The organism is Citrobacter koseri ATCC BAA-895, assembly GCF_000018045.1.
Taxonomy (GTDB): domain Bacteria; phylum Pseudomonadota; class Gammaproteobacteria; order Enterobacterales; family Enterobacteriaceae; genus Citrobacter_B; species Citrobacter_B koseri.
Genome location: NC_009792.1, coordinates 4,610,036 through 4,624,605 on the forward strand (window position 1 = coordinate 4,610,036; position 14,570 = coordinate 4,624,605).

Annotated in this window: 12 protein-coding genes; 8 read left to right on the forward strand and 4 right to left on the reverse strand. The window is 53.3% G+C overall.

Annotated elements, in window-relative coordinates; all coding sequences use genetic code 11:
• Positions 1 to 14: 14 nt before the first annotated feature.
• Complete coding sequence (gene xylA / locus CKO_RS21385; RefSeq protein WP_024131052.1) at positions 15 to 1,337, reverse strand: xylose isomerase; 1,323 nt, start codon at positions 1,335 to 1,337, stop codon at positions 15 to 17.
• A gap of 366 nt (positions 1,338 to 1,703) precedes the next feature.
• On the opposite strand from xylA, the gene xylF reads away from it, so the two are divergent.
• From xylF to xylR, 4 genes are all read left to right on the forward strand, one after another.
• Entirely contained in the window at positions 1,704 to 2,696 is a 993-nt protein-coding gene (gene xylF / locus CKO_RS21390) for a D-xylose ABC transporter substrate-binding protein (protein WP_012135703.1), read from the forward strand.
• A 77-nt stretch (positions 2,697 to 2,773) separates the two neighbouring features.
• The gene (locus CKO_RS21395) at positions 2,774 to 4,315 is read left to right on the forward strand and encodes a xylose ABC transporter ATP-binding protein (RefSeq protein WP_012135704.1); all 1,542 of its coding nucleotides are present in this window, start codon (positions 2,774 to 2,776) and stop codon (positions 4,313 to 4,315) included.
• Positions 4,293 to 5,474 carry a xylose ABC transporter permease XylH gene (gene xylH / locus CKO_RS21400; protein ID WP_012135705.1) on the forward strand — a complete coding sequence of 394 codons (1,182 nt, stop codon included), beginning with the start codon at positions 4,293 to 4,295 and terminating at the stop codon, positions 5,472 to 5,474. Before CKO_RS21395 ends, xylH begins: the two co-directional genes overlap by 23 nt.
• A gap of 82 nt (positions 5,475 to 5,556) precedes the next feature.
• Positions 5,557 to 6,735 (forward strand): D-xylose utilization transcriptional activator XylR, encoded by a 1,179-nt coding sequence (gene xylR, locus CKO_RS21405; protein WP_012135707.1) that lies wholly within the window; start codon positions 5,557 to 5,559, stop codon positions 6,733 to 6,735.
• Positions 6,736 to 6,837: 102 nt separating this feature from the next.
• Here xylR and CKO_RS21410 read toward each other — a convergent pair whose 3' ends face one another.
• Entirely contained in the window at positions 6,838 to 7,662 is an 825-nt protein-coding gene (locus CKO_RS21410; RefSeq protein ID WP_024131053.1) for a protein bax, read from the reverse strand.
• A 316-nt stretch (positions 7,663 to 7,978) separates the two neighbouring features.
• On the opposite strand from CKO_RS21410, the gene malS reads away from it, so the two are divergent.
• The gene (malS, locus tag CKO_RS21420) at positions 7,979 to 10,009 is read left to right on the forward strand and encodes an alpha-amylase (RefSeq protein ID WP_012135710.1); all 2,031 of its coding nucleotides are present in this window, start codon (positions 7,979 to 7,981) and stop codon (positions 10,007 to 10,009) included.
• Between the two features lie 175 nt (positions 10,010 to 10,184).
• Entirely contained in the window at positions 10,185 to 11,435 is a 1,251-nt protein-coding gene (avtA, locus tag CKO_RS21425) for a valine--pyruvate transaminase (protein WP_024131054.1), read from the forward strand.
• Positions 11,436 to 11,470: 35 nt separating this feature from the next.
• Here the strand turns inward: avtA and CKO_RS21430 are convergent, their stop codons facing one another.
• Positions 11,471 to 11,944, reverse strand: coding sequence for a 4Fe-4S dicluster domain-containing protein (locus CKO_RS21430; protein ID WP_012135712.1), 474 nt, complete (start codon positions 11,942 to 11,944; stop codon positions 11,471 to 11,473).
• A 117-nt stretch (positions 11,945 to 12,061) separates the two neighbouring features.
• Positions 12,062 to 12,877 (reverse strand): IclR family transcriptional regulator YiaJ, encoded by an 816-nt coding sequence (gene yiaJ / locus CKO_RS21435; protein WP_012135713.1) that lies wholly within the window; start codon positions 12,875 to 12,877, stop codon positions 12,062 to 12,064.
• Positions 12,878 to 13,095: 218 nt separating this feature from the next.
• Here yiaJ and yiaK point away from each other — a divergent pair, with 218 nt between their 5' ends.
• Both yiaK and CKO_RS21445 read left to right on the forward strand, forming a co-directional pair.
• Entirely contained in the window at positions 13,096 to 14,094 is a 999-nt protein-coding gene (gene yiaK / locus CKO_RS21440; protein WP_012135714.1) for a 3-dehydro-L-gulonate 2-dehydrogenase, read from the forward strand.
• A gap of 11 nt (positions 14,095 to 14,105) precedes the next feature.
• Complete coding sequence (locus CKO_RS21445) at positions 14,106 to 14,570, forward strand: YhcH/YjgK/YiaL family protein (RefSeq protein WP_012135715.1); 465 nt, start codon at positions 14,106 to 14,108, stop codon at positions 14,568 to 14,570.

Consider the following 14,570-nt stretch of genomic DNA (forward strand, 5'->3'; position numbering starts at 1 on the left):
CGGCGCAATGGCGATTACTTGTCGAACAGATAATGATTCACCAGATTTTCCAGCAGTTCCTGATGGCCGCTTTGATGCACCGGCGCCAGATTACGCTGTTCAGCATAGTGCGCGACGTCGCTCAGGGATAACTGGCCTTTCAAAATTTGCTGGCCCAGTTCGCTATTCCAGCCGGAATAACGTTTCGCCACGCGTTTATCCAGTTCGCCATCTTCAATCATGCGCGCTGCCACTTTTAATGACAGCGCCATCGTGTCCATCGCGCCAATATGACCATAGAACAGATCGTATTTGTCGGTGCTCTGGCGACGAACCTTCGCGTCAAAGTTCAGCCCGCCGGTCGTGAAACCGCCCGCTTTCAGGATTTCATACATCACCAGCGCGTTCTCTTCGACGCTTACCGGGAACTGGTCGGTATCCCAGCCCAGCTGCGCATCGCCACGGTTGGCATCCACAGAACCAAAAATGCCCAGCGCAATGGCGGACGCAATCTCATGATGGAAAGAGTGGCCCGCCAGCGTAGCGTGGTTGGCTTCAATGTTCACCTTGATCTCTTTTTCCAGGCCGAACTGCTTGAGGAAGCCGTAAACCGTTGCCACATCGTAGTCATACTGGTGTTTTGTCGGCTCCTGCGGTTTTGGCTCGATCAGCAGCGTGCCCTGGAAACCTGTTTTATGTTTATGTTCCACCACCATCTGCATAAAGCGGCCAATCTGCTCGCGTTCCTGGCGCAGATCGGTATTCAGCAGGGTTTCATACCCTTCACGGCCCCCCCACAGAACGTAGTTTTCGCCACCCAGTTTGTGCGTGGCGTTCATCGCGTTCACCACCTGCGTCGCCGCCCAACTGAAGACTTCCGGGTCCGGGTTCGTCGCCGCCCCGGCGCCGTAACGCGGGTTGGTAAAGCAGTTCGCGGTGCCCCATAACAGCTTCACGCCGCTCTGTTCTTGCTTCGACTCCAGCACATCGACCATTTGCGCAAAGTTGTTTTTATACTCTTTCAGCGAGGCGCCTTCCGGCGAAACATCCACATCGTGGAAGCAGTAGTAAGGCACGTTCAGCTTATGGAAAAATTCAAACGCCACATCCGCCTTGCGCTTCGCCAGCTCCAGCGCATCGCCGGGCTGTTGCCACGGACGGTTGAACGCGCCTACGCCAAACATATCCGCGCCGTTCCAGCAGAAGGTATGCCAGTAGCAGGCCGCAAAACGCAGATGATCTTCCATGCGTTTACCCAGTACGATTTCATCTGGATTATAATGGCGGAAAGCTAACGGATTAGTGCTTTTAGGGCCTTCATAACGAACACGATCGAGTTGGTCAAAATAAGCCTGCATAATGAACTCCATAATCAGGTAATACGGCGAGGGATGGGTAATGGCGTAATATTGGTTACTCGATTCACATTGCTCAATTATGTTATTTCACTCTGCTATTTAGATAATTCGTAAGTGTGCGCCGCCTCGCAAAATAAAAGTAACCGTCTGCAAAAAATGGTTATTCATCAACAACGAAATGTAACGGGCGTAATGCGTCATTAAAAGTACGATCTCGGTCATAATTCCCGAAATAAACCAAAAATCGTAACTGCAAGATAAAAATCTATAATTGCCTTCCGCGTATTAACTGCTAAAAATCTGCTACGTCTCACGCTGTGATTGTTACTTTTACCGCTGTTCCCTCTAACAAAAGGCATCACGATTATGAAGATAAAAAACATCTTACTCACCGTCTGCACTTCACTCCTGCTCACCAGCATAACGGGACATGCCAAAGAAGTTAAAATTGGTATGGCTATCGATGACTTACGTCTGGAACGCTGGCAAAAAGATCGCGATATTTTCGTGAGCAAGGCCGAATCCCTCGGCGCAAAAGTATTTGTACAATCTGCCAATGGTAATGAAGAAACCCAAATGTCGCAGATTGAAAACATGATCAACCGTGGCGTTGATGTTCTGGTCATTATTCCTTATAACGGGCAAGTATTAAGCAATGTCGTAAAAGAAGCGAAACAAGAAGGAATAAAAGTATTAGCGTACGACCGTATGATAAATGATGCCGACATCGATTTTTATATTTCTTTTGATAACGAAAAAGTCGGCGAATTACAGGCTCAGGCGTTGGTCGATAAAGTGCCTGAAGGGAATTATTTCCTGATGGGCGGCTCGCCGGTAGATAATAATGCAAAATTGTTCCGCGCCGGGCAAATGAAAGTATTAAAACCTTATATCGACTCAGGAAAAATTAACGTCGTCGGCGATCAATGGGTGGACGGATGGTTGCCTGAAAATGCGCTGAAAATTATGGAAAATGCGCTGACCGCAAACAATAACAAAATTGACGCGGTTGTCGCTTCCAATGACGCAACCGCAGGCGGTGCGATTCAGGCGCTCAGCGCTCAGGGATTATCGGGAAAAGTCGCTATTTCCGGTCAGGATGCCGACCTTGCGGGCATTAAACGTATTGTCGCAGGCACGCAGACCATGACGGTTTATAAACCCATCACGCTACTGGCGAATACCGCCGCCGAGATCGCCGTCGAGCTGGGTAACGGGCAACAACCTAAGGCCGACGCCACGCTGAATAACGGTCTGAAAGATGTCCCTTCCCGTCTGCTTACTCCAATTGATGTTAATAAAACCAATATTGACGAAACCGTGATTAAAGACGGGTTCCACAAAAAGAGTGATCTGTAAACGTTGCGCCCTCTACAACAGCGGAGGGCGTCAAACCCTCCATGCCGGGTTCTCGCATTGGCTTATGTGGAGTAGTTATGCCCTATCTACTTGAAATGAAAAACATTACCAAGACCTTCGGCGCAGTGAAGGCAGTTGATAACGTCAGCCTCAGGCTTAATGCCGGGGAAATCGTTTCATTGTGCGGTGAAAATGGTTCGGGTAAATCAACGTTAATGAAAGTGCTGTGCGGTATTTACCCTCATGGCTCTTATGAAGGTGAAATTCTGTTTGCGGGAGAAACACTGCAAGCCAGCCATATTCGTGATACCGAACGTAAGGGCATTGCTATTATTCACCAGGAGTTAGCGCTGGTTAAACACTTAACCGTGCTGGAAAATATCTTCCTGGGCAGCGAAATCACCCGTAACGGCATTCTTGATTACGACATGATGACGCTACGCTGCCAGAAGCTGTTAGATCAGGTCAGCTTGTCTATCTCACCGGATACCCGCGTGGGCGACCTGGGCCTGGGGCAACAACAGCTGGTAGAAATTGCCAAAGCGCTTAATAAACAAGTTCGGCTGCTGATTCTTGATGAGCCGACGGCCTCCCTCACGGAACAAGAAACCACCGTGCTGCTGGAAATTATTCGCGATCTGCAACAGCATGATATTGCGTGTATTTATATCTCACACAAGCTCAATGAAGTTAAAGCTATCTCGGACACAATCTGCGTGATCCGCGACGGCCAACATATTGGCACCCGCGCAGCCGCCGGAATGGAAGAAGACGATATCATCACCATGATGGTCGGTCGCGAGCTGACGGCGCTCTATCCTAATGAACCGCATGCCACCGGGGAGGAGATTTTGCGCGTTGAGCGCCTTACCGCCTGGCATCCCGTCAACCGTCACATCAAACGCGTCAATGATGTCTCCTTTTCGCTGAAACGGGGCGAGATTCTCGGCATTGCAGGGCTGGTCGGCGCGGGCCGCACGGAGTTAGTGCAATGCCTGTTCGGCGTCTGGCCCGGGCGCTGGGAAGGAAAGGTCATGATCGATAATCAGGCCGTGGATATTCGTCATTGCCAGCAAGCGATCGCTCATGGCATTGCAATGGTGCCTGAAGACAGGAAACGCGACGGCATTGTGCCGGTTATGGCCGTCGGGAAAAATATCACACTGGCGGCGCTCGATCGGTTCACCGGGAAGATAAGCCATCTTGACGATGCCGCAGAGCAAAAATGCATTCTGGAATCGCTGCAACGCCTGAAAGTGAAAACATCCTCGCCTGATTTAGCGATTGGGCGCCTTAGCGGCGGGAACCAACAAAAGGCCATACTGGCGCGCTGTCTCCTGCTGAACCCGCGTATTCTCATCCTCGATGAACCCACCCGAGGAATCGATATCGGCGCGAAATATGAAATCTACAAACTCATTAACCAGCTTGTTCAGCAAGGTATTGCTGTCATCGTCATCTCGTCGGAACTCCCCGAGGTTCTTGGATTAAGCGATCGCATCCTGGTGATGCACGAAGGAAAACTGAAAGCCAACCTGGTGAATCATAACCTGACTCAAGAACAGGTGATGGAAGCCGCATTGAGGAGCGAATATCATGTCGAAAAACAATCCGTCTGAAGTGAAACTCTCAGCCCCTCTGACGGGCGGTTTTCCTGGGTTAAAATCACTGAACCTACAGGTGTTCGTCATGATCGCGGCGATTATTGTGATCATGCTGTTCTTTACCTGGACCACGGAAGGCGCATACCTGAGCGCGCGCAACGTCTCCAACCTGCTTCGTCAGACGGCGATCACCGGTATTCTGGCCGTGGGGATGGTTTTCGTGATTATCTCTGCGGAAATCGACCTCTCCGTTGGCTCAATGATGGGGCTATTAGGCGGCGTCGCGGCAATCTGCGACGTCTGGCTGGGCTGGCCATTGCCGCTTACGATTGTTGTCACGCTGGCGCTGGGTTTACTGCTCGGCGCCTGGAACGGGTGGTGGGTCGCCTACCGGAAAGTCCCTTCGTTTATCGTCACCCTGGCCGGGATGCTGGCTTTCCGTGGCATTCTCATTGGCATCACGAATGGTACGACCGTCTCGCCCACCAGCTCGGCGATGTCGCAGATTGGTCAGAGCTACTTATCCAACGGTCTGGGCTTCACAATAGGCGCCATCAGCTTAATGGCGTTTATCGGCTGGCAATGGCGCGGGCGTATGCGTCGGCAGGCTCTGGCGCTTAGCACCCCGGCTTCTACTGCGGTAGTCGGTCGCCAGGCGCTAACCGCCGTCATTGTCCTGGGCGCAATCTGGCTGCTGAACGATTATCGCGGCGTTCCAACGCCCGTACTGCTGCTGGTATTCCTGCTGCTTGGCGGTATGTTTATGGCGACGCGAACGGCGTTTGGCCGGAGAATTTATGCGATTGGCGGCAATCTGGAAGCCGCTCGTCTCTCCGGCATTAACGTTGAGCGAACCAAACTGGCAGTCTTCGCCATCAACGGCCTGATGGTGGCGATTGCAGGGCTGATACTCAGTTCGCGCCTCGGCGCCGGATCGCCTTCCGCCGGGAACATTGCCGAGCTGGACGCGATTGCCGCCTGCGTGATCGGCGGAACCAGCCTGGCGGGTGGCGTGGGTAGCGTCGCGGGCGCCGTCATGGGGGCGTTTATTATGGCCTCTCTTGATAACGGAATGAGTATGATGGACGTGCCCACATTCTGGCAGTACATCGTGAAAGGTGCGATCTTGTTACTGGCAGTATGGATGGACTCAGCAACTAAACGTCGTTCCTGAATTCCAGAAAAGGGGTCATGCTCAATGCCGGTCAACACGTACCGGCATTGTCCTTTATGACTGATTCAGCAGGGAAAGAACTATGTTTGAGAAACGCCACCGTATCACACTGTTATTTAATGCAAATAAAGCCTACGACCGTCAGGTAGTGGAAGGCGTGGGTGAATATTTACAAGCATCGCAATCGGAATGGGATATCTTCATTGAAGAAGACTTCCGCGCGCGAATTGATAACATCAAAGAGTGGTTGGGCGATGGCGTCATTGCCGACTACGATGACGATGACATTGCTCAGGCGCTTGCCGATGTGGATGTGCCCATTATCGGCGTCGGCGGTTCTTACCACCTTGCTGCACACTATCCATCCGTCCATTATATCGCCACCGATAACTACGCTCTGGTGGAAAGCGCCTTTCTGCACCTGAAAGAAAAAGGGATCAATCGCTTCGCCTTTTATGGCCTGCCCGCCTCCAGCGGCAAGCGCTGGGCGGCCGAGCGTGAATACGCGTTCTGCCAACTGGTTGCACAAGAAAAATACCGTGGCGTGGTCTATCAGGGGCTGGAAACCGCACCGGAAAACTGGCAGCACGCGCAAAACCGGCTGGCGGACTGGCTGCAAACCCTGCCGCCGCAAACCGGGATTATCGCCGTTACCGACGCCCGGGCAAGACATGTGCTGCAAGTTTGCGAGCATCTGCATATCCCGGTTCCCGAAAAGCTGTGCGTCATCGGTATTGATAACGAAGAACTGACCCGTTATCTGTCGCGGGTCGCGCTGTCATCGGTCGCTCAGGGAGCCAGGCAGATGGGCTATCAGGCGGCAAAACTGCTACACCGCCTGCTGGATAAGGAAGTGCTGCCGCTGCAACGTATTCTGGTTCCGCCTGTGCGCGTCGTTGAGCGTCGCTCGACGGACTACCGCTCATTGACCGACCCGGCCGTCATACAGGCGATGCATTTCATCCGTAACCATGCCTGCAAAGGTATTAAAGTCGATCAGGTGCTGGACGCGGTCGGTATCTCCCGCTCGAACCTGGAGAAACGGTTTAAAGAAGACGTCGGGGAGACCATTCACGCCGTTATTCATGCTGAAAAACTGGAAAAAGCGCGCAGCCTGTTAATTTCAACCACGCTGCCGATTAACGAAATATCACAGATGTGCGGCTACCCATCCCTGCAATATTTCTATTCTGTTTTCAAAAAGGAGTATGACACGACGCCAAAAGAGTACCGCGATCGGTACAGTGAGGTGTTGTTGTAGCGGTGGCAGGTGGTCGTTTGTAGGCCCGGTAAGCGAAGCGCCACCGGGCGTTTGTGCCGGATGGCGGCGCAAGCGCCTTATCCGGCCTACAAAATCGGGTCATTACATATGCGCGGCGATTAAACGCTGGTTATCCTGATACATCGCGAACAGATAGTTGTTGTAGCTCTGCCCTTTCGTCGAATAACCCTTCAGCTTATGGATCATCGCGCTTGCGGTAACTTCCTGATCCGCCTTACGCAACTGGGCGCGAGACTTACGGAAAGACGAGTAAGCAGGATGCGTGTTCAGGTTAATCACGTACGCGTTAACCGACTCTTTAACCGAGCCGAACTGCGAGTAACCTTTCACTTTACCCGGCGCATTGGTACAACGCCCTTTTCCGCATTTCATGCCGAACAGGTTATTGTTGTTGCGCGCCAGTTTAGAGGTTCCCCAGCCGCTTTCCGCCGCCGCCATCGTCGCCACCATACTGGTCGGGATGATGTCTACGCGTTCCAGCAAGGTATTCCACGGAATGTTACGCGTGTTGCCAGACCACTTTACCTTGTAGCGCGCTGCGATATCTTTCATACGCGTACGCTCAGAAGGCGACCAGCGATTCTGGTACTGTTTTGAAATCAGCCAGTTACGATCCGCAGTAATCGCAGCATTTTGACTGGTGATAAAAGGCATAACCGTCCGGAGAAACGCTTTTTTCCTTGGTGTTCCAGAAGGGTATTTTCGCAAATCAGGAAGTGAACTACTCTTTGCACTATTGCGAGAATACTCTTGTTTACTGCTTACCTGTTTATGACCTGTCTTGGTTACGTGGGACTTTTGACTCGTTGTTGTCGTGTGCGCCTTCGCCAGCACCTCACCCGAAAATACTACGGTGAGTAACATAAGAATCATTGCCCCATATCGTCGTATGGGCGTCAATATCATTAGGTCTCCTAGTCGGATTTATACATTCCAACGCCTTATATTTTTCAAAAAAATGAGAGATGAATCTCAAATCATATCAAAAATAACCGTCAAGAGCACCCCAAGGAATAGTCCAATTCCGAAACCCTGTCACGCAATAATGGCGAAGAACGCTATTAATACGAAGAAAATGTGGTGGTTATCGCAAAACATGGCTATTTTCTGCGCACGATCGCTCACCCTCGCGCCTCAGCCTGGCGGAATACGCCAGAGGGATGAGTTATCCGCTATCTTTCAACGGCATACTGGCTAAAATCGCAGCAATAAGGAAAGCGTAATGAAACTTACCGCTTTTGCACTGGCGCTTATGCCCGGCATCGTATTCGCCTCATCATGGACATCTCAGGGATTCCCGCCCTTTACGGCGGAAGGGACGGGTAAGTTTGTCAGCCATGCCGCGTTGACGAAAGGTACGCGCCCTTTGTCGCTGCATATTGACCAACAGTGCTGGCAACCTGCTGATGCCATAAAACTCAATCAGATGCTGTCGCTCAAACCGTGTGAAGGCACGCCGCCACAGTGGCGACTGTTTAAAGACGGCGACTACTCGCTGGAGATTGATACCCGCTCCGGTACGCCAACGCTAACGCTGTCGATAAAAAGCACCGCCGATCCCGTCGCCAGCACGGTGCGCCAGTGCCCGACGTGGAACGGCTCGCCGCTGACCCTGGAGGTGAGTCACACCTTCCCGGAAGGCGCTGTCGTGCGCGATTACTACAGCCAGCAAACCGCTACCGTTAAGAACGGTCAGATTACGCTGCAACCCGGCGCGACCAGCAACGGGCTTTTGTTGCTTGAACGCGCGGAAACCGACACGCCCGCCGCATTCAACTGGCATAACGCGACGGTCTACTTTGTGCTGACAGACCGTTTCCAGAACGGCGATCCGACGAATGATCAAAGCTATGGCCGCCACAAAGATGGCATGGAGGAGATTGGCACCTTTCATGGCGGCGATTTACGCGGGCTGGCAAACAAGCTGGACTATCTGCAACACCTGGGGGTGAATGCCCTGTGGATCAGCGCGCCGTTCGAGCAAATCCACGGCTGGGTCGGCGGCGGTACGAAAGGGGACTTCCCGCATTATGCCTACCACGGCTATTACACCCAGGACTGGACCACGCTGGACGCCAATATGGGCAGCGAGGGCGACCTTCGCGCGTTAGTCGATGGCGCACACCAGCGCGGCATCCGTATTCTGTTTGATGTGGTGATGAACCACACGGGCTACGCCACGCTGGCGGACATGCAGACATTCCGGTTTGGCGCGCTGTATCTGCAAGGCGATGAGCTGAAAAAGACGCTGGGCGAACGCTGGACTGACTGGAAGCCCGCCGCCGGGCAAAGCTGGCACAGCTTTAATGACTACATCAACTTCAGCGACAAAGCGGCATGGGAAGCATGGTGGGGGAAAGAATGGATTCGCACGGATATTGGCGATTATGACAATCCTGGCTTTGACGATTTGACCATGTCGCTGGCCTTCCTGCCCGATATTAAAACGGAATCCACAACCCCTTCCGGCCTGCCGGTGTTCTATAAAAACAAACCGGATACCCGTGCAAAAGCCATTGAGGGCTACACGCCGCGGGATTATCTGACCCACTGGCTCAGTCAGTGGGTGCGTGATTACGGCATCGACGGGTTCCGCGTAGATACCGCCAAACACGTCGAACTTCCTGCCTGGCAGCAGTTGAAAACCCAGGCCAGCGCGGCGTTGACCGAGTGGAAACAGGCCAACCCGGACAAGACGCTGGACGACACGCCTTTCTGGATGACTGGTGAAGCCTGGGGCCACGGCGTCATGCAGAGTGATTATTACCGCCACGGCTTTGATGCGATGATCAACTTTGACTACCAGGAGCAGGCGGCAAAAGCGGTCGATTGTCTGGCGAATATGGACGCCACCTGGCAGCAAATGGCAGAGAAATTACAGGATTTCAACGTGCTGAGTTATCTCTCCTCACACGACACTCGCCTCTTTCGGGAAGGCGGCGATAAGGCCGCAGAGCTTCTGCTGCTGGCGCCCGGCGCCGTACAGATCTTTTATGGCGACGAATCCGCACGCCCCTTTGGCCCGACGGGTTCCGATCCGCTGCAAGGCGCCCGTTCTGACATGAACTGGCAGGATATCAACGGTAAATCCGCCGCCACCGTCGCCCACTGGCAGCGAATCAGCCAGTTCCGCGCCAGACACCCCGCCATCGGCGCCGGTAAGCAAACCACGCTCTCACTGAAGCAGGGGTACGGTTTTGTGCGCGAGCACGACGACGATAAGGTCATGGTCGTCTGGGCGGGTCGCCCTTAATCCTGCCTGACGTCCGGTGTGCCCATCCGCCGGACGTCTCATCAAAACAAAACACCAGCCAGATAAAAATCTTCAGCATAAAACATCAACCACGGCGTTAACGCCTGATTTGCACCCTGCCATAGGTAGCGCTATGGTTAGCCACTTTGATAATGAGTTCGACAGACCACCTGCTATGACATTCTCACTTTTTGGCGACAAATTTACCCGCCATTCAGGCATTACCCGCCTGATGGAAGACCTCAATGACGGCTTACGCACGCCCGGCGCAATCATGCTCGGCGGGGGTAATCCAGCGCAAATCCCGGAAATGCAGAATTACTTCCATTCGCTACTGGGCGAAATGCTGGAAAACGGCAAAGCCACTGATGCGCTTTGTAATTATGACGGTCCGCAGGGAAAAACGGAGCTACTGACAGCGCTCGCGTCGCTGCTGCGTGAGAATCTGGGTTGGGATATCGAACCACAGAATATTGCACTAACAAACGGCAGTCAGAGCGCGTTTTTCTACTTGTTTAATCTCTTCGCCGGACGCCGCGCCGACGGGACGACTAAAAAAGTGCTGTTCCCGCTGGCGCCGGAATACATTGGTTATGCCGATTCCGGGCTGGAAGAGGATCTTTTCGTTTCCGCTCGCCCGAATATCGAGCTATTGCCGGAAGGTCAGTTCAAATACCACGTTGATTTTGAACATCTGCGCATCGGGGAAGAGACCGGCATGATCTGCGTGTCGCGCCCGACTAACCCAACAGGCAATGTGATTACCGACGAAGAGCTGATGAAGCTGGATACCCTTGCCAATCAGCACGGCATCCCGCTGGTGATCGATAACGCCTACGGCGTTCCCTTCCCGGGCATTATTTTCAGCGAAGCACGCCCGCTGTGGAATCCGAATATCATCCTGTGCATGAGCCTCTCCAAACTGGGGCTGCCCGGCAGCCGCTGCGGCATCATTATCGCCAATGAAAAAATCATCACCGCCATCACCAATATGAACGGCATTATCAGCCTGTCGCCTGGCGGTATTGGCCCGGCAATGATGTGCGAAATGATTAAGCGTAACGACCTGCTGCGCCTGTCGGAAACGGTAATAAAACCGTTCTACTACCAGCGCGTACTGGAGACAATCGCGACCATTCGCCGGTATTTACCGGAAAATCGCTGCCTGATCCATAAACCGGAAGGCGCTATTTTCCTCTGGCTGTGGTTCAAAGATTTGCCGATTTCAACTGAATTGCTGTACCAGCGTCTGAAAGCGCGCGGCGTATTGATGGTTCCCGGCGACTACTTCTTCCCGGGGCTGGACAAACCCTGGCCGCATACGCACCAGTGCATGCGGATGAACTACGTTCCCGATCCGCAAAAAATTGAGGCAGGGGTGAAAATTCTTGCTGAAGAGGTTGAGCGCGCCTGGCGCGAAGGCTGACAGCCTCCCCGGTCATCGCCTGACCGGGGTGACACTCAGACGGGTTGCGCGTGCAGTCGTTGTCGCTGCACGTTTTCCACATCAAGGCACTGCAACGCGTCAGTCGGGCAGGCCTCCACACATGCCGGGCCCGTTTCACGGTGCCAGCAAAGATCGCATTTAATCGCCTGTACGCGTGAGGTTCGCGACACAACGTTCATCGCGCCGAACGGGCACGCCAGCATACAGCTTTTACACCCGATACAGCGCGCTTGTTCCACGAAGATGTGCCCATGATCGCGACGAATAGCCTGCGTTGGGCACACGTTCGCGCAGGGGGCATCTTCACACTGGCGACATGCCGCCGCCGTGGTAAACGCATCGTCTTTAATGACCCGGATGCGGGAGACAAATTCCCCGGACGATACCGCCGCACAGTCCTGGTTCTCCTGGTGCGCCACTACGCAGGCAACCTCACAGGTACGACAGCCGATACATTTCGCCGCATCCGCCATGATAAATCGGTTCATTGCCCTCTCCACCTGCGTAAAACCCCAGAGTGCCAGAGAGAGCGCGATCGCTGCTTTGATCCGACGAGGGAAACGATTAAATTTTGTCAGATGCCCATCATCTTCCGGGCGCCTGCCTTAAGCGCGCACGGTAAAACCCAACTCATTCGAGATCGCCTGCGCGGTGTCACGCAGGGGCTTGAGCAGATTCTTCTCGCCGATTTGCTTGAGCCGGGACGTCGAAAGCGAAATAGAGATGGCGTATGGCACCCGATGGTGAATATCAAACACCGGCACGGCAATGCAGGAAACGCCCAGCTCATTCTCTTCGCGATCCATCGCCATACCGCTTTCACGAATTTGCGCCAGCTCGTCATACATCGCCGGCAACCCGGTAATGGTGTTACGGGTCAACGGCTGGATCTGATCCTTGTGGCTTTCCCAATAGGTTTCCACATAGTCAGGATGGCCGAACGCCATGTAAATCTTCCCCATCGCAGAGCAATACAGCGGCATATGCTGACCGATATAGGCGCGGGTGCGCAGCATGCCGGTGGTCGGCTCCAGCTTATAGATCAGAATGGCATGATCGTCTTCACGGCTGGAGAAGTTGACGGTCTCGCCAGTGGCGATATTCAGCGTCTCAAGATGCGGCGCAGCCACATGAATGATATTCAGCGATGACAGGGCTTTCTGCCCGACAGCGATAAATTTAGTGGTCAGACGATAGCTTCCGGCGGCAGGCGCGGGAGTGACATACCCGCAGGACTGCAATCCCTGTAGCAGTCGATGCACGGTACTTTTGTTCAGCCCTGCCAGTTCAGACAAGTGCGCCAGCGGGCATCCGTTCGGGTAGTTACTGAGGATCTCAATCAGCATCAAACCACGGAACAGGCTCTGACTACCGGCTGGCCTCTCTTTTTCTTGCGTCATTTCGCTCTCTTTTATGCCCATCGCTTCCGCTCCCCTTTTCGTCGCGCTCTGATGGTAGCGCAAAGTGTGTTTCAGTTCACGATCTGAACCGAAAAAACACAACTATTTGATTTTGATGATTTTAAAAAATAGACCACCCCGTTGATCTGTCAAAATTTGATCGCTATATTTGAAATCAGATTTCGCATAGTGAAATTTAAAGATAAAAAAGCGGTCAAAAATAAACGGGAGAAGCAGGAATGAAAGTGACTTTTGAGCAGTTAAAAGAGGCGTTCAATCGGGTGCTGCTGGCGCGCGGCGTTGCGGCGGAAACGGCTGACGCCTGTGCAGAGATGTTTGCCCGTACTACAGAATCCGGCGTCTATTCGCATGGCGTGAATCGCTTTCCCCGTTTCATTCAGCAACTGGATAATGGCGACATCATTCCTGATGCCAGACCGCAGCGCATCACCAGCCTTGGCGCCATTGAGCAGTGGGATGCTCAGCGAGCCATCGGCAATCTGACGGCGAAAAAAATGATGGATCGCGCCATTGAACTGGCTTCCGACCACGGCATCGGCCTGGTGGCGTTACGCAATGCCAACCACTGGATGCGCGGCGGCAGCTACGGCTGGCAGGCGGCGGAAAAAGGCTACATCGGCATCTGCTGGACCAACTCTATCGCCGTGATGCCGCCGTGGGGGTCAAAAGAGTGCCGCATTGGCACGAACCCGCTGATCGTCGCCATCCCTTCATCGCCAATCACCATGATCGATATGTCGATGTCGATGTTCTCCTACGGCATGTTAGAGGTGAACCGGCTGGCGGGACGTGAGCTGCCGGTAGACGGCGGGTTCGACGATGAAGGCAATTTGACCAAAGAACCTGGCGTGATCGAAAAAAATCGCCGCATTTTGCCGATGGGCTACTGGAAAGGGTCAGGTCTGTCGATTGTGCTGGATATGATCGCCACCCTGCTTTCCGACGGCGCTTCCGTTGCCGAAGTTACCCAGGAAAACAGCGACGAATACGGCGTTTCGCAGATCTTCATCGCTATTGAGGTCGATAAGCTGATTGATGGCGCCACGCGCGATGCCAAACTCCAGCGCATTATGGATTTCGTCACCACCGCTGAGCGCGCCGATGAGAACGTGGCAATCCGTCTGCCAGGCCACGAATTTACCCGGCTGCGGGATGAGAATCGCCGCAACGGCATCACCGTCGATGACAGCGTATGGGCCAAAATCCAGGCGCTGTAAGGAGGCATAGCATGATATTTGGACATATCGCACAGCCCAATCCGTGTCGTCTGCCAGACGCGATTGAAAAGGCGCTCGATTTCTTACGCACCACCGACTTTCGCACGCTGGACCCTGGGGTGGTGGAAATCGACGGCAAAAATATTTTTGCCCAGATAATTGATTTAACCACCCGCACTGCGGCTGAAAACCGTCCAGAAGTTCATCGCCGTTATCTGGATATTCAGTTTCTCGCCTGGGGTGAAGAAAAAATAGGGGTTGCCATCGACACCGGTAATAACCAAATCAGCGAATCGTTATTAGAACAGCGCGATATTATTTTCTATCACGACAGTGAACATGAATCTTTCTTTGAAATGGTTCCGGGAAGCTACGCTATTTTTTTCCCGCAGGATGTTCATCGCCCTGGCTGCAATAAAACGGTCGCGACACCCATACGGAAAATCGTCGTTAAAGTGGCAATATCCGCTTTATAA